Here is a 24,065-nt window from a genome sequence, read left to right on the forward strand (position 1 = left end):
TTTACTTTCCTGGAAAGGTTCAGCTTAACAGGGATATCGGCGAAAAATGCGTCGTGACGTATAATCGCCAACCTTCATTTGTTCGGTCCAAGGGCTAAATTTGTGAAAACACTGTTATTTGCAGCCAAACCTTTTAAAAGGAACCCCTTAACTGCTTGGCTCTCACTATAGAGCCCATTCCCATGCTTTTTCCCACAAAGTATAAAGTTTACAATCTGGGTCAGAGCGTATATCTCATGGCGCACTTCATAGCTTGCAAATCCCACTTTTGTTAAATCAGGATCGTTAAGTGAACCTTTCACACTCGAATCTTTACTCGTTAATGAGCTTTCTAGGATTTTTACCAAACCAAAATCAGATATCTTGAGTACAGTCCACATTTGATCAAAGTGATGAATCAGAATATTGTGGTAGCTAATGTCTCGATGCAAAAATTCCCTTCTCATGAATGTAAAGGAAGGCATTAAAAAGCTGACCAATAAGCTTTAGCCGTTCTTGCATATCCAGCTTAGTGTTGTTGACACGGATGTAATCAGCAAGTGTTCCTCCATTAGCATACTCGAGAGTATATTCGTTCTTTTCTTCGTTGTAGTTATAAGCCTCGATAATGTACGGGGAGTGAAACTTACGCGTAATCTCGTATTCATTCTTAAATCTCTGTAATTCCTTGGGCGTTAAATCAACTCTTGCACGTTTTAAGGCAAACCAGCGATTATAATACGGATCTTTATATTTGAATACCTGGGCGTATGAGCCACCACCGATTAACTTGGTCTGAAATACTTCTTTATTCGGTGAACGCTTAACTTCCACGACGTTCAACAATTGAAAATATAGTTCGATGCTCAATCAGTTCAATCATCGGAAAATCAGAAGGGATGGGGCTGCCTCCACTTTTACTTAAAAAGGAACTGCACCTAACAATCAAATCCATGTAATATGGGTCTAATTCGAAGGCAACTGGTGACTTTTTAAAATTTGCCTGGAGCTTCTGAAAAGCTTCAATTACATCAATTAATTCCCTGCTAGGATCAGCGTTGAAGTGTCCACCGTAGCCAGGCGAAAGCTTTTGATTCATAAATGAAAAAAAATTATTTAGTATGGCATGAAATAGGGGGAATATTTGTTTGAGACTTTCATTTTCAATACTTTCATAATAATCATCGTATAGGGCAGAGGCATCTTTCATGTTAGAAAACTGAGTACTAATCTTTCGGGTTTGTACCCGTAAATATTCGTCAACTATGCACGGGAATAGCCATATTTACCTCCAAGCTAAAATCTTATGCCGTATCTTTGTTTCTTCATTATGTTCAATATCCCTATTTTACCATATCCAGTTACTGCACTCTATCAGAAAGCAATTTCAAAGTAATTGAGTAGACGAAGTTTAGTCCATTTTTAACCTTTACGTGACATAGACTAATAAACTACGAAAGGAATACTCACTTATGAGCTTTTTTCTCCAACAGCGGCTATATAACTTTCTCACTCAGCAATTCAACCCAGATGGCTCCATCCACTTTCTCGCTATCTCGGCGATCAAACTAGAGCAGGAAAAACCGAACCTTCCAACCAACATCAAAGTTCGACTCGCACTTACCTTCCAGGATAGCTCCGGTATGAATCCCTATTTCGATGGCACCGACCTTTACATTACCATAACTCCTGAAGACATCCGCTTCATCGAAGAAGAAGTTTGGGCCAAGGGCCACCGATCCGGGAAGGCAGTCTGATTGAGTTAGCCCTTGGCTGGGTATCGGAACTAGCATCACCCTTCTTCGTTTCAAATGAGGCACAAAAAGCAGCCAGTAGGGAATCCCGCTACATCCGATCTGCTGCAACCAACGGCCCCGACTGAACCGAACTTTTGGTTCTTACCCTAAACAAGGAGCCCCTCCTCCCCCTGACATTAACCTTTACTGAAAAGGGAAAACGAACCATCGCCGCGTTAATCCAGGAACATTGTGACCCGTACCTTTCCCGTTTCCGGTTCGCCGGATACCCTGTCGAGCCACTGGAGTAATGGAAAACAATTTTCTCTGATCCGGCCACCATCCACAACTCCCTACACTCCAGCAGGCCCTTAGCAGGTGCTCTCCCAGTTCCATAAGATGCTCACCGCATCACCCATCGAAACACAAAAAAGTCTGCTTCAAACGATCGTGAAGCAGATCCACGTCAAAAAAGGACAGAAAATTGAAGGCATCGAATTAGAATTCGATGAGAAGGTCAATGCGTGTTTTTTAGGATTAGCCCCTTCCACCCAAACGGTAGCAGGGGCTTTTGCCGTTCCCCGGCAAAAGTTCGCTGCTGCCTACACCCTCACGGTCTGAGCCGTCTTCCACGTACGGCTCTTCCCAGCCTTCCTCAGACGACAGCCACACGCCTCCAAAACGAGGTTTTTTGCAAAATGTCGCTCTGGGTAAACCCTTCACCTCAAACCTTACACACGCCTTTTTAGCGGGTCCATCCACAAAAAACTTGCCGCTACTTATGGTACGGTTCGGCGTATCATCGCAAAGGCGAAATTTCAGGGCACCCTCAGAAAGAAAGGGTGCCCTGAAATCATGGAAAGGAGTTCATCGCGACGAATCGTGACTAGGCAAAACCAATCTGCCTACGTGTGATTGTTGATTTCTATCAACCAACGGTCTACAAGGTCAACTATTTGTTTTAATTTTCCTACCTACATTTAAAGCTTTCTGTAGACCATAATGTATCCGATATGTTGATTTTAATCTAACCTTAGGTTTTAAATTTGAATAACTTCGCTCCCTAAAACACCATCTCAGGAGTTCATCATCCCTGGACTCAAAAACCTCAACATAACAAATGATATTTAATTCATATATAAATTGTAAAAATATATCCACTGTTTGATAAAATTGAGGACAAGCAATACCGTTAACATTTAAAAAATCAAGATATTTATCATAAGCTTCGCATAGCTGATCATAGTCAAATTCCTTATTTCCATCTAAGTAATGAAAGAAATTCAAAAATACCTGATATTCATCATCCGTATAATAGAATTTCAATTGGTCTTTTACTTCTCCTAACAAATACTCTGAGTAACTTTCTAGACATTTTCTAAAAGTATCATTTGGAAATTCTGTTGCGTCCGGGTTATTAAGCTCGATATAATCTTTCATGATATCGAATAAGACCACAATATCTCTTGGACGATAAAATGAATGCCTTAAAAAATCAATAAACGGAGAATCTATTTGTGCCTGTTTTTTATGATTCCAAATTTTATACGGAAAGTATTGTTCGAATAATTTCTCCTCGTCCTCAACACTAAAATCTTGTTGGGAAATGAGCATTTTCATAGCAATTTTATATAAACCAGAACTCACATAATCGTTATACGTTGTTCTCCAGTCTAACATTACCGAATTATCTCTTAATTTATTATTTTGATTATGAAGTCCCATTACATCAAAAATATCAGGTCTTAGAAGTACTACAACTTTTATTTGATAATTCTGCAACCCCCTAATATTCCCCAGAAATCCAGTATTGATTTCCCATGAAGCGTTCAATAAGCCCTTTATACATTCAATATATTCTTCTTGTGTAATTCCCTCAGGTTTTATATCTATCCCGTCAATAAAAAGTATATAGCTATTCTTCACTTTAACAGCTGACAAACATTTTTCAAATTGACTTTTCAAATAAAGTAACTCAAACATATAGTTCTTTGAGACAATTTGATTAGGTGTTTGAATAGGGAAATATTTTTGAAATACTGTAATTGACAAACTAGCATTGTCTACTAAATCGATTGCTCCAGAAACGCCTAGCACTGACGAAGTAATCTCTCCGTACTCATCGATAGCATCGGCAAGCTTTTTGTAATTCAAAACTCCTTTAAAAGGATTCGAGTAATCAAGGCATCTTCTAACACCATCAGAAAGTAACTTAAGAAGAATAACCTTCCAGATTTGAATAATATCAGAAGTAAGTAGATTATGTTTTATTAACAAGTTAAGAAACCTTTTATACTCTGTCTCACTTATAAAAATATTATCTGAAATGTTGTTATCGTAATCATTGTTTGCTAAGAATGTAGAGTAGGCCGTTTTCCCGGTCCCCTTTTCTCCTATCAAAAAATACTTATCTGGCTTTAATATGGCTCTTAATTTGTGGTCTGTTAAGAATATTTTATTAAAAAACTCTTTATTATTTCTTTGTTTATAATTAATAGCATCACCAGACCCAAAATCAAGTTCTGATACTCTCTTCCTCACCTATTTCACTCCTAATTTTAGTTATGTCCCCAAATAATTGCTCTAAATTAACATATCTACTCTCTATATCATTTAAGCAAGTGAGAATCACATCTTTATAAATACTTGAAACACAAGATAAGTTTTCACCAATTCCATTTCCTGCTGGTGGCTTTCCAATCAATAACTCGTACCAAATTGCACCAATAGAGTATATATCTGTTCGTTCATCTCTAAGTTTTGGGTTTTCATATAGTTCTGGTGCTGTATATAATCCGCCTGCAACTTTTTGATTGCTTTTGGTTATACGTGACTGTAGGTCTTTTTCAAGAAAGATACCTAATCCGAAATCGATCACCTTCACTATCCCTTCTCTATTAATCATAATATTGCTTGGTTTCAAATCCCTATGAACAACTTTCCCTTTATGATGTGCATAAGATATTGCCTTCGCTACTTGTTCAATTATTTCTAGCGCCTCAATAGGGGACTGGATACCTTTGTTAATCAAAAGTTGAACTAAATTAATTCCATCTATTAGTTCCATTCTGATAAAAGGAGTATTATTCAAAATCCCAAGGTCATAAAATTTCACTATATTAGGGTGATTTAAATCAAGTAAGATTCGTGCTTCTTGGAAAAACCTTTGCAAACTACCTTCATCTTCACTAAGAAACATTGGTGAAAATATTTTAAACGCAAAATCTACATCCAACAGTTTATGTTTATATCTGAATACTTCTCCAAATCCACCATTACCCAATCGATCAATCTTATCATAATCAAAAATAAGACTAGAATCTGATAGCTCTAATGAATCTAATAATGGGTTAAATGCCGCAATGATATAATTTCTTCTTTCTTTGTAGCTATTAAATTTTTCCTTAATGAAATCCCAGAATTCTGTCATATCTCTGTATGTAATAACGAAATCAGGCAACTTTTCTTTCAGATGCGGGATAGTCATTAAATTTCGGCGTATATTTTTAAACTCATCGTGAGTAATTCCAACCTCATTCCCTGTGGCTTTATTTATTAAGTTCTCTTTTAATTTTTCTACTTGATTAAGTAAATATTCTGACAAATTTAACACCACTCAGTTCTAGGGAATTGTACCTCAGTTTAATTGTATAATATTTCCGACCAGTAAACCAGATAGGTCTTTTAGTCTATTTTCTATCCTGAGTATATTTCTTGAACAAATAAAAACAAGAAAATCCACAACCTCGTGTTGTGGATTTCTTGTTGGAGCCGAACCGCGGATGTAACATTTTTCTAGCTATTAGGAAACTCTCTAGTCAAAATAACTCTCCGAAGTCATTCATGACAATTACCCTGTCCATACTGCCTCCGCTCTGATGCTAGCAACAGTCCTCACGAGACCAACCGAGTGGCAATTTCCTCAAGGGTGGCCTAATCTCCACCCTCCGACTTTTGCGCCCTGTGCGCGGTTAGCCAAAAATTTCGCCGTCACTTATGATAAGGTTCAGCTTAACGGGTCTATCGGCGAAAAATGGCCAACGCCTTTGCCGCGGTGCGTATTGGCCATTGTCTTTTGGCAATATTGTACTTTGTACTTCTTTCTTAATTCTATGATTAAACATGTTTTGCCTGTAAGCTGTACATTCTCTAAGTAACCATCAATTTCGACTATCACATCAATAAATGCTGGTTGCTAACCAGCCTATGAGCTCATAGTTTTTTTACCTTCATCGGCGACACTTTGGCGATCTGGCGAGAGGAGTAGAGGCGTTGTGTATAGGCATAGATCATGAAATAAAGGAACCGCCCCTGGGTCATTTTCATGACTTTTGGAACAGCTCCTTCATTGACTCCTTATTTCGTTCCCGCCTGCGTGTGCCACAGTCGCAATAGTAACGTCGTTGCTTCCACCCTTGTAGCTGGATCCATCGGGCTGAACCGATTGCCTTCACGTCCGTGTACTAGATTTCTCTGAACAGCGCCATGAACGTATCCTCTAGCCCAATCCGGAATATCCGCATCATCTGCAAAGGAGGTTCCTCCCTGCTCGATCTCCCACTTCATTGCCCTTGCCATCATGACAACCATCTCTGATCGGCTTACCCTTTGCATCGGTCGAAGTGTACGGTCCGGATAACCCTGCAATACGCCTTTCTCTACTGCCGTGCCAATCACATCGGTCGCCCAAGCAGGAGTTTGATCCTGATCTGTGAAGGGGAGCTCGCTCCCGGCGGGCCCTGAATTGATGCCTAGCGCACGTAGCAGCATGGCCACAAATTCGACTCGGGTAATATTCGCTTGAGGTTGAAACGTCGTCTCTGACTGGCCTTCGACAATCCCTATCTCGAAGGCTTCACAAATGGGAAGCTCTGCCCAATGACCCTTGATATCCCGAAATGTACAGGCGGGAATTTCTGCTCCTGGTTCCACGGGCTTTGTCAAACGATGAATCGTCAGGTTGTATGTCTTGAGGACGCCGCTCTCTGCTCTAACCATGAATTCAAACTCATTGTCTCCCTCATCAAGTGCAACTGTTATTCCTCCAACAAGCTTGGTCTTATCTAAGGTTACAGTAGCTTTCGCATCGGAAGGAATCGCTTCAATCGTTACCTCGTCCGCAGTCGTGTCCACTTGATAATGGGTCGTGCCTGCCGCGAATGCTGGCGTTAATGCCAGTTCGCCTTCCTCAGCCTTCACGGTAAGCCGTGCAAGATTTGCGTTGTCTGAAGGCTGATGACCATCTCCACCTCCGCCCCCGCCTGAACTCCGCGCAATGACCTGTACCGTACGCATCACCGATACCGCCACATTCCCTGCACGATCTGTCGCATCATATTGCAAGGTATAAGTGCCTGGAACCTGATGGTCTACGCTGCCCGTGATCGTAACCCGAATGTCTTCTTCCGCATCTGCCACGGTCACACCAGGATCAACGAAGGATGTTCCTGCTGTAAGGGTGATCGAAGCATCTCCAATCAGCGTAATGACAGGAGGCACCGTATCCACCGTGAACATATGCTCCGCCGATACGCTGGCCGGATGACCCGTTGAATCTATTACACCAGCACTTACCGAATGAAAGCCATCTGCAAGTTCGCCCGTCGGAGTCCATGACCAGCCCCCATCATCCGCTGCCGTTACCGTTGCCGCTTCGCTTCCATCCAGATTAATGACCACTGTTACCCCTTCATCCGCCGAACCACTGATCACCGGTGAGCGGTTATTCGTGTATTCACCGCTCATTGGTGTCATAAGCGCAGGTACAGCTGGCTGCTTCCAATCTGCATATAAAAGAATATTACTGCTCAATACGATCGTATCATGAGCACTATAAGTATCCTCGCTGCCATCTGCCGCTGTATTCCATCCATTAAATCGATAGCCTGCTCTCGTCCAATCTTGGCTTTTGTCCTGAACTTCCACTAATGATCCAGGCAAGTAGGATTGGCTGCTAAACTGTTCACTACCCTCATCCGTACCGTTCCCGACATAAGTTACAAAGGCTTGAATTGCCCTTATATAGGGGTATCCATCATGGTGTGGGACTTGCATGTCCCAAACCGTATCAAAGTCCCACGGGTAGTTCAGCCTGTCCTTCATTTCATCAGAAGTTAGACCTTGCCCGCTACCACCTGACTGCCCTGTCGTATCCCTATTATAGAAGCTGCTGTTCACAGATCCACTACCGCTAATACCAACTAAGCCGCCTACGAAATAATCCCCTGTTACTCGCCCAATCGCATAACTATTTTCAATATCTCCATCGCTATTATCCCCTATTAGTCCCCCAACAGAGTCGCTTTGAAATCCAGATTCACATGAGCCGGTCACCGTTCCAGTTGCAAAACTGTTGGAAATGAGCGAGTTGCCATTATCTCCAACGAAACCGCCGACATCTTCACAGCCTGCTACGTTACCAGTTGCATAGCTGTAAGAGATATTTGTATTCTCTTGTTTACCGATAAACCCACCAACATCAACCGGGCTGCTAACATCAACCGCAGCATAACTGTAGGATACAACCCCATTATCCATTCGTCCACTTAAGCCGCCCACATCATTTGTACCAATTACAATGCCGGTCGCATAACTGTTCGATATATTTGAATCTTTACTTGCCCCCGTCAGGCCACCTACAAAATTTTGACCGTACACGCTCCCCGTAACCCCAACGTTACGAATGGTCGTTCTATTCATTCCAGCCAATATCCCTACATAATCAAGGCCCCTTACTTCACCTGCATTTATAATGAGATTTTGTATAAAACTGCCTGTTCCTCCTACAACACTGAATAGCCCCATAGGCTGACCAGAAGAAGGGGCATTGATGACCAAATCGGTAATTTTAAAATTTTGTCCATCTAAACTCCCTGTGAATGGCGTTGTCTGATTGCCAATCGGCTCCCATGGATGATCTGCATCGAACACACTCATATCAATATCATTATTCAAAATAAAGTGACTGTCCAAATAATCCCTTACATGATTTAGTTGATCTGCCGATTCAATCTGAAAGGGGTTGCCCGTAGTTCCGTTTCCCCCTGCAAAGTCGTCTGCCGCGTGAGCGATTCCCCCCTTCACAATCAACCCTGGGTAAGAACCAACCAATAACACAAACACAAGAAAAACCATCATAAATCGTTTTTGCATATCGTTCATTTTGCTACCCCCTAGACGCAAATAAATTTGTAGTTTCCCCTACGTACATCAACTCCATGATTTTCCATCCCATATCATAACATTGACCTATGAAAGAACTATGAAAGATTCTATGTCTCAGCGATTACAGTTGAACCCAACGCAGCCCATTTCATTCTGAAAAATACAAGTGCCTCTACGTTAAAGAGCCAGGCATTCCCCTAAGGTAATGTCCTGGCTCCTTATCGTTGCATCTCATCTCCGTATTCCTCACATGCTTACACACTTTGTATGACAAAAGTCGATGTATCCGTCATAATTTTTTCTCACTTATGATACTTCTCAACCTAACGAGTCCATCGGCGAAAAATACGGAAAAAGCTGCCGCGGCGCATAGTTACGAACCTTTAATATCCGAATCTTCATTCATAATCCTACACAGAAAGCCGCCGAAGTAATCGGCGGCCTTATTATTGCAGTAAGCTGAATGAGCTACTCGACATCCTACACAACCTTTAAAATAGCCAAGCTTTTTGAAGGTAATACTTTCCAATTATTCTTTTCACTTTCCGTATCTTATTCATTCCTGTAACAGTTTATCCGGTACCCAAACGATCCCACTGTAAGTTGAAATATGATACCAATTGATCCCTTCTGGGGAAATCCACTTTTCAAAAGAAAGGACTTCCTGATCCTTGAAGGAGCCCGCTTCATGGGAAACTTCTCCTGTGAGTGGGAAATAATAGGTTTTTGTTTCTGAGGTTAGTTGTACTTTTTCTTCTGTTATTGTAATTCCTTGAGGTCTTTCAAATGGTGCTCTATCAAGGTTGACCACTTTCCATCCGAACGGGGTCTGTATACGTGCCCAACCTTCATTTATTTTGTCAGCTATATATGTTCCCGGCTGCAGCCAATTTTGCAGACTTTTGCTTGCGTCTCCGTCGATGTCGAAATAACGTGTAGCTGTTCGCAGTGTAATCTTTTCGTTATCTAAATCGGATTGCATTAACGGTCCACTCTCGGATTCAAATAGAGGATACGTTTTAACCCATTTATAAGTTCCATCCTGTAATTGAATCTTGAACCATTCATAAATTTGAGTCTTAATCCTGAAAATGGAGCTTGCAACCGCTTGAACGATTCCAGGAGTCGCTTTCACTCCTTTTCCCTGAACTACATAGGGATGATCATAAAGCAATTCGTTCCCAGTCATTTTAACGACTCTATCAGTTGATCTCTCCTTATCCTGAAAGTCTTCAGGGATAAATGGATCGACAATCCACTTCTCCCCCTGTTGTTTAGTAGAAATTCGATACCACATCGGAGCTTCCAACATTGCCCTTCCTGTATGAGCCCCTTTGTATAAATAATTATAGATGGCTGTAACATGCACTTTTTGTGGTGCAATTATATCTTTAGGTGGTTCGGCGCTGGAATACACACCGACATCGGGTTGGTCATATAACTTCATATCTTCAACAAGGGCAATGTCCCTGTCTTCCTCCCAATAGCCGCCGGCAGTAATTTTGTTATCATCCTCGATCCATTTTTCTCCGATCCAGGTTTTTATACGTATATATTCTTTACCTTGGATGTTTGCTAAACAGTTCGAATCATTCAGAGTACAAGCCACTTCTACCATCTGCATACCGGAAATTGAGCCAACAATAGAATTTGGATTTCTATAGTCATCTAATAGGTTCGTCTCCGATAGAACAACCAACTGTCTATTCGACATCAAATCGATTCTCGCCGCAGCTGAGGTGCTAAAAAAACTGAATCCACCGTACAATAGTGACATCGCCAGGGCATACTTAGCAACCTTTTTCATGTGCCACACCTTTCTCTGAAAAAATTTCGTTAAATGATCTTAATCGGATAATTATACTAATTTTACTCGATTGACAAATATGCTTTACAAAATCTTCACTCAGTTATCTGCCCGTTACTTCAAACGAGGCCACCGATTGATGCCTGCACCTCGTCCTTTGGCTTCTTTTTTGAACAAGCGTTATCCATTCTAAACTCATCATTTAATAAGGCTTAAATAGCTCAAATCCTTAGACGTGGATATATATGGATTAGTTTCAAAAAATCAGTTTAGGTCGCAACAATTTCATCATCCAATACATCTATAAAGCGACCTTTTATGTTGCAGTAATTACGCATAACGTCGTATTCACGAACTTCGTAAATCCCCCCGATTTACTTATACTCCTGAAATTTGCAATAAATCCGACTCACTTATAGTATCACAATATGGGAAAATGTGGCGAAATATTGCTTCCTTATCAAAGCAAAAACCCCTAAACCCAAAGGCCGTAGAGGTTAAAATTCAATCTATTCCACAAGCGCACTAACACTTCAAACTTCAATTTTTCACCGTCACTTATGGTATGGTTCAGCTTAACGGGGCTATCGGGTGGACGAATTGCAAAAGACAACCGCATAATGCTGAACGCCATGCTTTGGGTCGCGAGATCCGGAGCACCGTGGCGGGACCTTCCTGAACATTACGGCTCATGGAAGACCGTTTATACGCGGTTCCGTCGCTGGCAGCTCGCGGGGGTATGGAACGAAATGCTGAATCATTTCAATCAGAAGGTTGTCATTTAAAGCAACTTAATCAGCTCTTCTAGCTCATCAACTAATCCTTTTGCAAGTTCAAAATCAGTATCTTTTAAAGCCAATTCAATTTTCATTTCAACTGATTTTTTATTTTGTTCCGTTTCTAAATAGTCTCTATTAAAATGACTAGCATAAATCATCTGTCTAAATTTTCGCATACTCATTTTTCTAATCGTCTTATCGTCAATGATTAATACATAGTCCATACCATTTACAACAGAATAGAAATCATGCGATATCATGAGAATCGCACCTTTATAGTCTTTAATAGCTTTCTCCAGTGCTATCTGTGTATAGGTGTCTAAATGGCTTGTCGGTTCATCAAGAAGCAATACGTTTGCTTTACTGGCAGAAACTTTAGCTAATTGAAGCATATTTTTTTCTCCACCAGATAAAGATTCTATCTTTTGATTAAGGATTTCTCCCTCAAAGCCATAGTTGGCAATATACGATCTGACCTCATCATAAGTGTCAAACCCCGCATCAATGAACTCTTCAAGAATTGTATTAGAATCATTTAGCATTTCACCTTGAAGCTGAGATAAATAAGCCACTTTAGCATCCACATTTATTTGAATGGAATCATGATTATTGTTAAAGATTTCTCGGAGTAATGTCGTTTTTCCGGTACCATTCGCACCGATAAGAGCTACTTTATCCGTAGATTTTATCGCAAAGGAAACATTTTCTAAAAGCAACTCATCAAAGGCTACATTATAATTATTAACATTTATAACAGTGGTATCTTCCATTTCATTATCGATACCGAAACGGATAGTCGGCTGCTTAATATCAACAAATGGCTCTTTAATTCTACGAGCTACCAATCTCTCTTGATACCTAACTCTAGCTTTTAACGCTCTACCTCTAGAGGCTTCTGAATTAATAGTTGCGATAGCTCTTAGATTATTGACGATGTTCTCGTTTCTCTCAATTTCTTCTGCCTCAGCGACTGTGAGTTCTTGTAACTCAATTTTAGTTTGAAGTAATGAGAAATTATAATCTATATATCGCCCATCAAACTCTTGGATCTCCGTGTTTTCAAGGTGCAAAATTTTGTTAAAGCAATGATTCAATAAATATCGGTTGTGCGTAACAACTAGCAGTATTCCTTTGTGAGCATTAATAAGATTTTTAAGTGCATTTAGGTTCTCAAAGTCTAAAAATACATCTGGTTCGTCCATTATCATTAAGTCTGGGCTATTAAGCATTTCCTTCATCACTTGAATGAGTTTGAATTCCCCACCACTTAGGTCGGATACTCTAAGATCTTTAAGCTTCATGAGGTTTGCTAGATTTAGTTTCTTATTAATATTGCTTTCAAAATCTTCCCCACCGATTGAATCAAATGCGTCTAAAGCTAATTGATACTTTTCGAGTAACGGCTCAATATCCAATGATGTTTCCATTTCAGTACAAATAGATTGTATTTCATTTTGTATCTTAATAAATTTATCTCCGATATATTCAAACACAGTTGTTTCTTTCGCTCTGTCTAGTTGAGAGAACTGACTTACATACCCAATCTTGCAGGTTGGGTCTATTTCTAACTTGCCCTCGAACAAATATCTTTCTGGATCCATCAGGATATCTATCAATGTACTTTTCCCGCTGCCACTTGTTCCTATAAAAGCGCAATGTTGTGCCTCTTCGAGCGTAAATGAAATGTTTGTATATAATTCTTTTTGCGGAAATGAGAAGGATAAGTTTTCAACTTTTATCATAGTATTACCTTTCTTCTAACTAAAATGGTGACTATTATCGGATGTATTGATGAGCATAGATTATAAGTTTACCGTTGTTAGCGTAACACTGTTTACAACCAATCACAATCCATTTGTATCCCATCCGTTGGGGGTTAAAGTTCCTTGATACCTCATTAACTGTTCTTATAAAGGCGGCCGGAATGAACTCGACTTTAATCATATTATCGGCGATTTTTGCATACTTGAATCGAGTTTTACAATAAAATCTTGCTGTCACTTATGGTACGGCTCAGCTTAACGGGTCTATCAGGGAAAAATGCGAACCCGCTCATCCGATTACCGGATAAACGGTTTTTACACCCTACTTCTCCTGCTCCTTTATCACCTGCTCAACCCCCAACAAAATCAGCCTCAAGCCGAACTCGAACGCCCCGTCGGTCCCCATCAGCTCGAACAGCCCGTTCGTGAACATCCTCCGGAACAATCCCGCTTCCGTCTCGCTCATGGAATCCAGGAGGCTAATCATCTCTTCGCCTGGAAGTGCCCCCGGGTCGTCCTTAAGGATAGCGGAGACATTGCGCTCATGCTGATAATCGTCTAGGACGAAGTAGAAGACATAGTTCACGAGCGTAGTCACCACTTGCATTTTCTGCTCTTGCTCAAGAGGCGTCGATTCCACGCAGAGCAGCATACGGTTAGTGAACCGGATGATGTCCGGTTCGTGGGGCAGCGTCATCATCATGAGCTGCGTAGAGCAGGGATACCGGCTGAGCACGCTCCGTACCGTAACCGCAAGTCCCGTCAGTTGCTCCTTCCAGTCCCCCTCGGTGTGAAACTCCTCCAGAATTATTTTCGATACTTGGTTGGCCAGACGCTGATAGAGATTCTGCTTGCTCTTGAAGTACCAGTACAAAGAGGGAGCCTGAATCCCCAGCCGGTCGGCCAAACGTCTCATGCTGAATTTCTCAATTCCTTCCTCCCTCAGAAGCTCCCACGAGATCTCCAAAATCTTATCCTCCGAAATCTGAGGCTGTTGCTTTTTCATCGTTATCCGCCCTTTTATCTAACAGTGTAAGCTTTGTTCTTTACAGGTTTATAGGTTCATGATATCATCTAACACTGTAAGGTTCAATCTAACACTGTTAGACTCACGAAACAGACAAAGAAGGAAGTGACCCCCATGAATGCAGAAAACCTCCATTTCTTTGAAAAAGCACCGATCGCTAAAGCCGTAGCTCACTTCGCCGTACCGATGATGCTAGGCACGTCAATGAGCGTCATCTATTCCATCTTGAATGCCTTTTTCCTTGGTACGCTCCACAACACCTCCATGTTAACCGCACTCGCGCTAACCTTGCCGTTATTCGCGGTCATTATGGCGCTAGGCAACCTGATTGGCATGGGTAGCGGTACATTCATCTCGCGCTTGCTAGGGGAGAAAAAATACGATGATGTAAAGCATGTGTCTTCATTCGCCTTTTACAGCAGTTTAATTCTCGGTCTTATCGTGATCACCGTCGGTCTTCCGTCGATCGATTCAATCGTCCATGGCCTGGGGGCAACGGCCGATTCCTTCGGATTCACGAAGGACTATGTCACGGTTATGCTTATGGGTTCGCCCATCGTCGTATTATTCTTCACTCTGGAGAATATCGTGCGCGCGGAGGGCGCGGCAATCACGTCGATGATCGGTATGATTCTCAGTGTTGTCGTAAATATTATTCTCGATGCGTTAGTCATTTTCGTGTTCCATGGGGACGTGATCGGCGTTGCGTCTGCCACGGTCGTTTCGAACTTGGTCGCGAGTGTATTCTACGCTTTCCATATGAGAAATAAGAGCGAATTCTTAACCGTTTCCGTAAAATGGTTCAAGGCTACCAAGGTCATCCTGAGCAATGTATTCAAAATCGGAGTTCCCGTCTTTATTATGAGTATCTTTTTGGGTGCAATGTCGCTCATTTTTAACCATTTTCTTGTCGATTATGGGGATCAGTCCGTAGCGGCTTACGGAATTTCATCGCGTTTATTGCAATTTCCCGAGTTTATTCTGATGGGCTTGTGCGAGGGAGTCGTGCCGTTGATTGCCTTCTCTTTTACGGCGGATAAATTGCGCATGAAGCATACCATTGGATTTACAATCAAAGCGATTGTGGCGTTAGCCGTCGTGTTCGGCGTCATCGTCTATCTGATCTCCAACCACTTAATTGGTTTATTCACGAATGACCCTCAATTAATTGAAATGGGCAGTTATTTTCTGCATGTGACGTTCTTATCCTTGTTCATTTCGGGAATGACCACGTTGTTTACGGGGATCTTCCAAGCAACTGCGCAAGGAACCGCCGCGTTAGTTATGTCAGTTATTCAAGGAATAACTCTGATTCCCGTGCTCTATATCGCCAATCGAATGAACGGCTTCCACGGGGTAGTCTGGTCGCTCGTCATTGCGGATGCCGTCGCGTTCCTTGTTGGTGCCATCATGCTGTATGTTCTGCGGAACAAATTGCAGCCGGATTTGGATAATTTAGTATAGTAGGAGAAGACAGGACGAGGACACTCCTCGATCCTGTCTTGTTGCACGACAAATTTCCGTGCCCTTAAGTGATTAAGGCAAATATTTCGCTGTCACTTATGGTATGGTTCAGCTTAACGGGGACATCGGCGAAAAATGCGCTGCGACTGTATAGGAACATAGTTAATATGAATTATTCTTTGGTTGGTACTTTTGTGCTAGCCTTTTTCCCATACATCAATTGAAAATACCATGTGTTTAGCTCTTCCTCAATAATACGGCTTGTACTACTACAAACATAACTCATTTTGGTTACGCTGCCATCTTGATTATGGAATTCGCTATCATTTCTCATTACGAGGATTTTGTCGAGTTCCTTAATATAATATTGCATTACAGGAAGATTTGTTGTTTTCCCGGTTAAATACCATTGGAAATGCACTACCTTGTCCGCTATTTCATTTTTAATTGTGACTATTTCCAAATAAACATTGTTATAAATACGATTCCTCAGCTTCTTGGAATTCCAAATGAAGTCTATATTTGCGTAGGAAGTATTTAAGGCACTATAATCATAATCTGCCATCTTTATAATTGTTCTCATAATTTGCTCTTCGTTTTCATCATGTTCATATAACCCAAGATTCCGTACTGCTTTGCAAGCCTGAGTATAAAATTCCTCTAATGTTCTTCGCCGTTCTATGTTGTATCCAACTACCGAGATTATTAATGCAAGCACTCCACTCGATAGTATTCCAACGGCTATATTGGACCAAAAGTTTACTCCTTTATAATCCAAAAATAAAGCTAATGAAAGTGCAGCGGCGCAGACTATCATCATATAAATAATTGTTAGTTTATGAATCTTCACATTACTCGTCCTCCTAGTCTTGATTACCCTATGTTTGAGACAATAAGAATCTACAAAGTAAAGCGCCCACCGATAGGAGCTTCGCTTATATGTAACTGATGATTTAGTCATGCTTAATGTAACCAATTGACGGGAGAAGCTTCACCTTACTTGGAGATAAATTATGATACAATCCACATCGACTACACCAAAATTTAGTTGATCCAAACGCCATATGCTCGTAATCATCTTCACCATCCAAGAGAAAACCCATAGCAGGGTTTTGTTTGTATTCCTTGTATTTCTTTAACCCCTCTTCATAAGGAGTATCGTTTTCTGCGAGGATCAGCCAATTATGTTCACAATGTTCATGTTTTCTGACATTCCTGCTGCACGGATAAGGTATTGTCGTTGGTCTTCTATCTCCTACCCTGTAATATTCAAAATGATGTGGTATGCCAATAGTAATGACAACGACATCTCCACAAATACAACTGCGATACAATTTGGTACCTTCGTCATAGTCGCTATTAATATACCATCCGCTGTGAGTTCTGTCGTTGTGCTGGGAAACACATTTATAACAAGTATGATTATGTTGTGTATTGGCTGGACTCTTTTTGCACAAAACACACGTTTGACCTGCGACTAGGTGAGGATAGTCCAGCTTTGTTTCATGTTCTCTAATCTTTTGGGGATCAATAGAAAAGCACTCTTTGCAGAGTGTATAAGTATCGGGGGGAGAGTCTATTTTATCGTGACATCTATCGCATCTTGTTTCAATTTTTAGTCCAAAGAAGCGCTTTATCTTCATTAAGCCATATCCCTTCTTATTGAGCGGCTACAGTCTCATCCTTTTTTACGATTACTAGTACGGACATTTATACTTTTACAGCCGTGATATTCCTCCTGATAACCTTACAATGGAAGGGAAAAGGGCTAGTAGAATATCCCTCATTAAGAATGATACCACATTATGGTAGTAAAGAGATCGCGGCGACTCAACTGAGCTTTGATGAAGACCTGAATCCTATATCTTCTCGTCTCTGGTGACAGCAGTGATCGAACCAGCCTAAACAAGTGTAAAAGCGAGAGATTATGAAGGTTATTTCAAAAACAATATCCTGAGTATCTCTTAGATTGATGGGTAAAGCCCGAATAAATGTGCGGCGTGGTGTAGGGAACACGACTTCTGTTTCGACAATCCCGATAGGTGATAATATGTTTCCAGCATCGACGAAGGCTCTGCCGCGCGGCAGCGTTCCGAGCTTCAAAAGCGGCTTGCATTTTTGCAATCCTTTCGCCCCACTAGTTAAAGATTATTGAATATTGCCAAAAACCACGAGAGGCGAAGCAACCGGGCAATTCCTTCATAATCCCTCTCAAATCATTCACCGAAGTCAAGTTTGTAATTAGTCCCGCTCCTCCTCTATGCTTTACTCGAATCCGAACTTGTACAATATGGGGGAATGGGCTAATGGAATGGGATGAATTACGGATCCGCTTCGATAGGCTTTATGGCACTCAAGCATCTGATGCTGGTTTAACCGTGCAACCGATTGACGCTTATCAAGCTGAATTGCTCAAGCTGTATGATCGCTGGACTGAAGTAAATACGGAAGTCTCCTTGCACGGTGATTCCGTGTGATCAGCATGTATCCAGATCGGGCAAATGCTCTCGACCTAAATGAATCTAGATAAACCAAAACCACCAATAACCCGAAATGGCGTTGGTGGTTTTCATGACTAAGTTAGGTCGGGCTACGTATTTAATTCCTTCTATCTGTTTATGTACTATTTTCTGCGACAGAGTTCATCTAAAACATCTCTAAGTTCGTTCAAGAAATTTGCACTAAAAACTTCTGTAATTCCCTCTTTTTTAAACAACTCTAAAAGCGCTGACTCGCTGAGATCAAGCGGTCTAGGTACAAAACGAAATTTACCGTCATCGGACTTCTTGTAATACGTGAATCGAATCTCTTCATTCCCGGTGGACTTTACCTCGATTTTTTCAATTGCATACCTCTCGCCATGCTCATTATCGTTAATCACCTGCTTCCACAAAACGCAGTAATCAGTGACTTTTATCGGCTTGCCTTTCATGCCACTCCTCCTGACCGATTTCACATAGAAACTAACGCTTGTTATCAATAGCAGTAAAAATGTCCTGATTTATCTTGGAGATCATTTCAATCTCCTCCGTACTCCTGCAGCTTATCATGGACATATGCTCATCAACGGCCTTGCGATGAGCCTTCGCGTCATCGTCCGCATCAAGCTCAACCCGAAATAACTCCATAGGCGATACTTGTAAAGCCAAAACAATCTTCTCCAATGTTTCTAAGGAAATATTACGTTCCCCTCGTTCGACTCCACCTATATAACTGTAATGAAGCGATGATCCCTCAGCTAGTTGCTCTTGAGTCCACCCCTTCGCTTTTCGTAACGATCTAATTCTATTCCCGACCAAAATTGGTAAGCTCACTAAAACCACCTCTACTACAGGTTAGGAGAGGTTTCAGCACGCTAACAGATATTCATATTAAAAAAACTTGTATAAAAAAGTACTTAATAGTACTATTTCGATAAAGGAAACTCATTCCATTTGTGAATCTTAACCATTTCAAACCAGGAAGGCGGATAAGAAAAATGGGCCATCGGAGCAAAACCACACAGCCGTTATGGAGCGAATGGAGCAAGCCGAGCGGGAATATTACAAGTCGATTGGGCTTGGCGAAGCTTATGCGCAGATGAAAGCGCGTGAGGTAATGAATGAGTAATACGTGAAGTGCAACAGGAGAACGCCTGTGATGAACGTTCTCCTTGGTTTGGCTTGGTGGAGCGTGGGGGCTGTGATAGAGCAAGTGTGACCTAGGTCAAGGCTAAATGAACGCTGTGTGGCCTTAACCTACCCATTCTGAGAGTCGCCCTGACACCCACATTAGTTGTCTTAGCCAATCCACTTCCTTGTTACTAAAATCGCCTCACTGAACCCATTCGACTCTCGGCCGGACCGAGGGGGTTCGTCCCCCGACGCGGAATATTATGTTATACGCTTCCTCGGCTGAATCGATTAAGACTACGAATTGTTCTTCTTCACTCTTTCTCTTTGAGCTTGTATCAATTCAATCTGACTGTTAGGCACATCTTTAAACTCTTCGCATCTATCTTCCCAATAGTGATCATTTGTAAGTTCCAAAATATGCCTAATGATTCCACTCTGATACCATCTGTGTTCATCTTCATTAACATCTCTCTCTATGTTATCCTCAAGGAAAATTTCCATCTCAAATTTGGGAATAAGTTTCTTTACTTTATTGTATGATTCATTTAAATCTTCTAGAGAAATGTTATATTTCATCAACTCGTCTAGTAAATCTATAGTTCCATGCGTTTGCTTGACCCGATCCGGAAAATGAAAATCTAAAAATGCTTGTAAACTATCTAAATTAAGCTCTTGATCAAGATTGAATAGTCCATTATTAATCATACTGTTGCGATAATTCTCGCGCTCTGCTCGAAGCATATCAAATCTATCGTCTGCAATCTCAAATAAAGCACTTAGTTGAAATAAATTCCTCTGGAATAATTCTGGGACATGTTCTTTCTTCTTATAAGATAATTTATGAGAGATATCTGCCCAAGCATGCATTAATATTGTCCTTACTTGAATTTCTGCTTTGCAACCTCCTAAACCTCTATAGTTTGGAACATTCAACCATCCATTTCTTAATTTTACGACAAAATGATGAGACCTATAGCCAAACTTGTCTGGTTCCAAAGAATCAAGCTTATCTTCTGAATTTACAATTATAAATTCCTTGTCTATTATTTGTTTAATTAATAAAATATCAGAAGGATAATAGCAGACAATACGCAATCCACAAATATCTTCTATCTGATCAAAAGGTTTTTTGTATTGTTTTCGATCAATCTTATCGAAGAAAGAATCGAATTCTTTAACTCTTGAATATACATCCAAGAAAGAGATATTATTTTCTTTAAGTAAAAATCTTAAGGATTCAGTTATGTTAATTGATAATCTTTGATATAAGGGGCTAACCTTTAAAAATTCTTGTTTAAGAATTTCTTTGTTTTCCATACCTATATTCCTTTCTTTCATGATAGATATTCGATTTTCCAAGGTTGCGTATAGCGTCTCTTTTGCGAAGTTAGATAATAATACGAGTTCACAAATATTTACGAATACAAGCCCTCCATACATCACAATCATACCACGAATTTGGAAAACGTTGTCGTTTTTAGTTGCACAAAAATCCCCCTAGAACCCTTCTCTAGGGGGATAAACATATCTCTATCACACCTTCCTCCATCACTCCTAAAGGCATCCACATCCTTCTTGTCACCCCAATTTTCCGCCGTCACTTATGGCACTGTTCCCCCGATTAATCTAATCGCCCGATGCACCTGCTCCTGCAGAGTACATGCATCAGTTGGTGGTAGCATAGTGTGAATATGGCGTTTACGGATATTGCATACCTGTAGAGCGATATCTTCATTTCATGCTTTCTTCCCAAATCATGTACTGTAAGAGCTCGGATTGAAAAAACATTCTATCCGACAACTTTCTATAAACGTATTTTTTCATTCTTTCTTTAATAAACCGTTGTACATCTACTAATTTTATGTGTAAACAATCAGTCCGAGGCGACTGTGGGTCTGTTGAGATAAGAACTTTATATATTTCGTAATTGTCTATTGTCAGGCTTGGTTTAATGCTAAGTTCATCAGCTTGCCTGTCTAATCTCTCTGTAAACCCAAATCTCCCCAAAGCTTTAGATAAGTTCACCTCTTTGAATAATTTTGTTTCATCAAAATCCAATCCGGTTTTAACCTCACAAATCAAACCTACAATTTTGTCTTTATTAAATCTCCCGACTAGTTGATTGTCCCAATCTTCATCTCTTCCACCAACTTCTTCGTAAACATAAGGAAATCGAACCGCAAGAATATCAGCATCTGAAGTACGGCCTTCTCTGTTATGGTGTAAAACAAAATTATTTATCGTGAAAAATCCATTTAGTCGCAAGTACCAATATGCTAATTCCTCTCCATAGTTACTCAAATATATTCCCCTTTCTGATGTTTTGCAGTAGTTTCCTTAAATGTTCGTGTATTCGCTATATCCAAGATGTATAAAGTGCGATAGGATGTCAGTATCCATTGACATCTCCTACCCTTCCCTCATCATACCATTATAGGTGGAAAATAACAGACACTTTCCTAGTCACGAAGAACTAGGAAGCCTCTGAAACCAAAAGTCTCACAAAGGCTCGCTATCCCATGCTTTTCCTTGACAGAGCTTTTTTCGCCGTCACTTATCGCACTGTTCCCTCAATTAATCTAATCGCCCGATAAACCTGCTCCAGCAGGGCATATGCATCAGTTGGTGCGATAGGTCATGCGGCCGAAGGTGAGCTTCTTGTCGAAGCTGGACAGGACGATGATGGGCTATTTCCAAATTTGCCGTGAAGCGAATTACTCTGGACGGCGGGAAGCAAGTAGGCAGTGTCGAGTGCGTGTTCAACAAGGAGACCGAGAAGCATTTTTTAAGCGTTGCCCTTCCTCTGAAATGGGGGAAGAGGCTTTTCATGTCCGAAAAACCCCACAGTTCCAAATAACTTATACTCACTCTTATTTAGTGTTACTGTTATCTGTGCAAACGAAGTTAGTACCTAAAACCAGCGGAGCAAGCGGCGGTAGCCGTGCAGCGGGAATTACGGTAGTTGATGCCTACGGCTTCATTGAGTTACAATTCAGGTAAGGGATTTTCATTGCCCCATCTTTCAACTGCTTTCTTGTGTAATTCTTTATACACTTCTTTTAAATCATCAAATTGTTCAAAAATCTCAGATGATGTTTTTGTTTGTAAATGACAGTTTATATAGCTAGATAACGCAATCATTGAATAATTTATTGCATTCTCTAAAGCAAACCAGCTAACTCTTATAGAAGGTTCGCTTGTTTCTGGCCCAAAGATTGCGACCACAGAGTTTCCTTCCATTGAATATACATGATTTTTTTGTATAAGTGGATTGCCATGCTTAACCATACATAATTGTCTATAATTGTTATACTCCCGCTCGGAGAGTTCTTTATAATTTGGTGCGTTAATATTCTTTAAACCTTGTTCAGTTAGCTTCTTTACAGAGATAAATAAATTCGATGGATCTTCATGATTAATCCATTTATCAGCTAAATCGTTGTTGTTTCCTATATACGCTATCATAAAAGCTGATTCGTATAATGACGAAGCCAGTGTAGCGGCTTGAATTGAGTATCCTCTTGCTGATAAAATTGAAGCGGCCCTTAAATCGTTCAATATTTTTGCTAATAAAGAAGTAACAACTTTTATTGAGCTTGTCACATTATTGACATCCATCACTGGAAATGCTTCGATTGATTTCGCAATTACATTACAACAGTTCTTACAACCAATTAAATGTAGTTGCATTTCATCCATTAATTGACCTTCAATTATTTTTTCACCTTCGTCAATGAGTGGTTGATTGTTCATTTAAATTTCCTTCCTTTCAATTTGTTTCAGATAACGTCGTATTCACGAACATAATGAACCTCCCGAAAACACCTGTTTTCGAAGCTTATTAACCATAATTTTATGCTAATTATCTTTCATCGCAACGGTTAGGAACAGGGCGAATGTATGGCGAACCAAACTTTCTACACCCCAATTTTTCGCCGTCACTTATGATATGGTTCCCTCCGAATAATCTTAAACGCCCTATATACCTGCTCGGTCAAAACAAGCCGCATCAGCTGGTGCGGGTAGGTCAATCGGCCGAACGACAGCTTCTGGTCGGCGCGCTTCAGCACGGCAGCGGCGAGCCCATTAGAGCCGCCGATGACGAAGGCGAGCTGGCTGCGGCCGTACGTGCCGAGGCGGTCGATCTGCTGCGCCAGCTCCTCCGACGACCAGAGGCTGCCGTCGATGGCCAGTGCGATGACATGCGTGTCCGGCTTGATATGCGCAAGAATGCGCTCGCCCTCGCGGTTCTTAACCTGCTCCTCCTCCGCCTCGCTCATCGTCTCCGGCGCTTTCTCGTCCGGCACCTCCACGACCTGCATCTTCGCATACGGGCCCATTCGCTTTAAATACTCGTTAATGCCGTCGGCCATAAACTTTTCCTTCAGCTTGCCGACTGCGATGATTTGAATGTTCATATGTGCGACTCTCCCTCATTTTTTCACGTGGAACATTTTTCCTTATCTGCTCCTAGCCTTACAAAGCAAAAAGGGAGAGCTTTCGCTCCCCCTCTCGCCCTATTCACACGACCAGAAAACGTCCGAATTGTTCGCAGCCTTGCTCTTCGCAGCAGGCCGGCGGCGTCCAATCGGGAAAACGCGTCTCCAGCAGATCGACCAGATCGGGCGCTTCTTCGTATTCATCTACGAACCGGTCGATGGCCAGCTCCAGATGTTCTTTGCAAACGACAAACATGTGCGTCCCCCAATTTGAATGGCCATAACGCCGTCCG

At 41.1% G+C, this 24,065-nt stretch carries 22 protein-coding genes and 1 pseudogene; 5 read left to right on the forward strand and 18 right to left on the reverse strand.

Translation table 11 applies throughout. The features are described from left to right. Positions 1 to 74: 74 nt before the first annotated feature. Genes DQG23_RS20915 through DQG23_RS42215 form a run of 3 tightly spaced genes read right to left on the reverse strand, consistent with a single transcriptional unit; the run spans position 75 to position 1,189 of the window. The gene (locus DQG23_RS20915; protein WP_158560613.1) at positions 75 to 431 is read right to left on the reverse strand and encodes a hypothetical protein; all 357 of its coding nucleotides are present in this window, start codon (positions 429 to 431) and stop codon (positions 75 to 77) included. Next, on the reverse strand, positions 415 to 813 hold the full coding sequence (locus tag DQG23_RS20920; protein ID WP_158560614.1) for a protein kinase family protein: 399 nt from the start codon (positions 811 to 813) through the stop codon (positions 415 to 417). Before DQG23_RS20920 ends, DQG23_RS20915 begins: the two co-directional genes overlap by 17 nt. Then, positions 803 to 1,189 carry a hypothetical protein gene (locus DQG23_RS42215; protein ID WP_158560615.1) on the reverse strand — a complete coding sequence of 129 codons (387 nt, stop codon included), beginning with the start codon at positions 1,187 to 1,189 and terminating at the stop codon, positions 803 to 805. Before DQG23_RS42215 ends, DQG23_RS20920 begins: the two co-directional genes overlap by 11 nt. 262 nt (positions 1,190 to 1,451) lie before the next feature. On the opposite strand from DQG23_RS42215, the gene DQG23_RS20925 reads away from it, so the two are divergent. Continuing rightward, a complete protein-coding gene (locus DQG23_RS20925; RefSeq protein WP_113032822.1) occupies positions 1,452 to 1,736 on the forward strand; it encodes a hypothetical protein in 285 nt (94 codons plus the stop codon). 357 nt (positions 1,737 to 2,093) lie between these two features. Beyond that, positions 2,094 to 2,336 (forward strand): hypothetical protein, encoded by a 243-nt coding sequence (locus DQG23_RS20930; RefSeq protein WP_113032823.1) that lies wholly within the window; start codon positions 2,094 to 2,096, stop codon positions 2,334 to 2,336. Between the two features lie 327 nt (positions 2,337 to 2,663). Here the strand turns inward: DQG23_RS20930 and DQG23_RS20935 are convergent, their stop codons facing one another. The 4 genes from DQG23_RS20935 to DQG23_RS20950 form a co-directional block, all read right to left on the reverse strand. Beyond that, complete coding sequence (locus DQG23_RS20935) at positions 2,664 to 4,256, reverse strand: P-loop ATPase, Sll1717 family (RefSeq protein WP_113032824.1); 1,593 nt, start codon at positions 4,254 to 4,256, stop codon at positions 2,664 to 2,666. Continuing rightward, entirely contained in the window at positions 4,231 to 5,319 is a 1,089-nt protein-coding gene (locus DQG23_RS20940) for a serine/threonine protein kinase (RefSeq protein WP_113032825.1), read from the reverse strand. The genes DQG23_RS20935 and DQG23_RS20940 overlap by 26 nt, the downstream gene beginning before the upstream one ends. 752 nt (positions 5,320 to 6,071) lie before the next feature. After that, positions 6,072 to 8,876 (reverse strand): S-layer homology domain-containing protein, encoded by a 2,805-nt coding sequence (locus DQG23_RS20945; protein ID WP_113032826.1) that lies wholly within the window; start codon positions 8,874 to 8,876, stop codon positions 6,072 to 6,074. 559 nt (positions 8,877 to 9,435) lie between these two features. Continuing rightward, positions 9,436 to 10,686, reverse strand: coding sequence for a hypothetical protein (locus DQG23_RS20950; protein ID WP_113032827.1), 1,251 nt, complete (start codon positions 10,684 to 10,686; stop codon positions 9,436 to 9,438). 560 nt (positions 10,687 to 11,246) lie between these two features. Between DQG23_RS20950 and DQG23_RS42745 the strand changes: the two are divergent. Further along, positions 11,247 to 11,438 (forward strand): annotated as a pseudogene (locus DQG23_RS42745) (transposase); the annotation flags it as partial. A 29-nt stretch (positions 11,439 to 11,467) separates the two neighbouring features. Here the strand turns inward: DQG23_RS42745 and DQG23_RS20960 are convergent. Further along, positions 11,468 to 13,207 carry an ABC-F family ATP-binding cassette domain-containing protein gene (locus tag DQG23_RS20960; protein ID WP_113032828.1) on the reverse strand — a complete coding sequence of 580 codons (1,740 nt, stop codon included), beginning with the start codon at positions 13,205 to 13,207 and terminating at the stop codon, positions 11,468 to 11,470. A gap of 343 nt (positions 13,208 to 13,550) precedes the next feature. Next, entirely contained in the window at positions 13,551 to 14,234 is a 684-nt protein-coding gene (locus DQG23_RS20965; RefSeq protein WP_113032829.1) for a TetR/AcrR family transcriptional regulator, read from the reverse strand. Positions 14,235 to 14,369: 135 nt separating this feature from the next. Between DQG23_RS20965 and DQG23_RS20970 the strand changes: the two genes are divergently transcribed. Then, positions 14,370 to 15,719: an MATE family efflux transporter gene (locus tag DQG23_RS20970; RefSeq protein ID WP_113032830.1), complete on the forward strand. Its 1,350-nt coding sequence runs from the start codon at positions 14,370 to 14,372 to the stop codon at positions 15,717 to 15,719. 172 nt (positions 15,720 to 15,891) lie between these two features. Here DQG23_RS20970 and DQG23_RS20975 read toward each other — a convergent pair whose 3' ends face one another. Further along, the gene (locus tag DQG23_RS20975; protein WP_113032831.1) at positions 15,892 to 16,569 is read right to left on the reverse strand and encodes a hypothetical protein; all 678 of its coding nucleotides are present in this window, start codon (positions 16,567 to 16,569) and stop codon (positions 15,892 to 15,894) included. Between the two features lie 103 nt (positions 16,570 to 16,672). Then, on the reverse strand, positions 16,673 to 17,362 hold the full coding sequence (locus DQG23_RS41850) for a hypothetical protein (RefSeq protein WP_146762345.1): 690 nt from the start codon (positions 17,360 to 17,362) through the stop codon (positions 16,673 to 16,675). Positions 17,363 to 18,025: 663 nt separating this feature from the next. On the opposite strand from DQG23_RS41850, the gene DQG23_RS42220 reads away from it, so the two are divergent. Then, entirely contained in the window at positions 18,026 to 18,196 is a 171-nt protein-coding gene (locus DQG23_RS42220) for a hypothetical protein (RefSeq protein WP_158560616.1), read from the forward strand. A 146-nt stretch (positions 18,197 to 18,342) separates the two neighbouring features. On the opposite strand, the gene DQG23_RS20980 is transcribed toward DQG23_RS42220, so the two are convergent. The 7 genes from DQG23_RS20980 to DQG23_RS21010 all read right to left on the reverse strand — a co-directional run bounded on the left by DQG23_RS20980 (position 18,343) and on the right by DQG23_RS21010 (position 24,028). Further along, complete coding sequence (locus DQG23_RS20980) at positions 18,343 to 18,651, reverse strand: hypothetical protein (RefSeq protein ID WP_113032832.1); 309 nt, start codon at positions 18,649 to 18,651, stop codon at positions 18,343 to 18,345. A 31-nt stretch (positions 18,652 to 18,682) separates the two neighbouring features. Next, positions 18,683 to 19,042, reverse strand: coding sequence for a helix-turn-helix domain-containing protein (locus tag DQG23_RS20985; protein ID WP_420330246.1), 360 nt, complete (start codon positions 19,040 to 19,042; stop codon positions 18,683 to 18,685). Positions 19,043 to 19,627: 585 nt separating this feature from the next. Continuing rightward, positions 19,628 to 20,650 (reverse strand): GTP pyrophosphokinase, encoded by a 1,023-nt coding sequence (locus DQG23_RS20990; RefSeq protein ID WP_158560617.1) that lies wholly within the window; start codon positions 20,648 to 20,650, stop codon positions 19,628 to 19,630. 414 nt (positions 20,651 to 21,064) lie between these two features. Next, positions 21,065 to 21,634, reverse strand: coding sequence for a hypothetical protein (locus tag DQG23_RS20995; RefSeq protein WP_113032835.1), 570 nt, complete (start codon positions 21,632 to 21,634; stop codon positions 21,065 to 21,067). Positions 21,635 to 22,318: 684 nt separating this feature from the next. Beyond that, positions 22,319 to 23,086 carry a DUF5677 domain-containing protein gene (locus tag DQG23_RS21000; RefSeq protein WP_113032836.1) on the reverse strand — a complete coding sequence of 256 codons (768 nt, stop codon included), beginning with the start codon at positions 23,084 to 23,086 and terminating at the stop codon, positions 22,319 to 22,321. Positions 23,087 to 23,271: 185 nt separating this feature from the next. Continuing rightward, positions 23,272 to 23,751: a 23S rRNA (pseudouridine(1915)-N(3))-methyltransferase RlmH gene (gene rlmH, locus DQG23_RS21005; RefSeq protein ID WP_113032837.1), complete on the reverse strand. Its 480-nt coding sequence runs from the start codon at positions 23,749 to 23,751 to the stop codon at positions 23,272 to 23,274. Positions 23,752 to 23,854: 103 nt separating this feature from the next. Continuing rightward, a complete protein-coding gene (locus tag DQG23_RS21010; protein ID WP_113032838.1) occupies positions 23,855 to 24,028 on the reverse strand; it encodes a CxxH/CxxC protein in 174 nt (57 codons plus the stop codon). Positions 24,029 to 24,065 lie beyond the last annotated feature (37 nt).

The sequence above is a fragment of the Paenibacillus contaminans genome, from assembly GCF_003285015.1.
GTDB lineage: Bacteria > Bacillota > Bacilli > Paenibacillales > NBRC-103111 > Paenibacillus_V > Paenibacillus_V contaminans.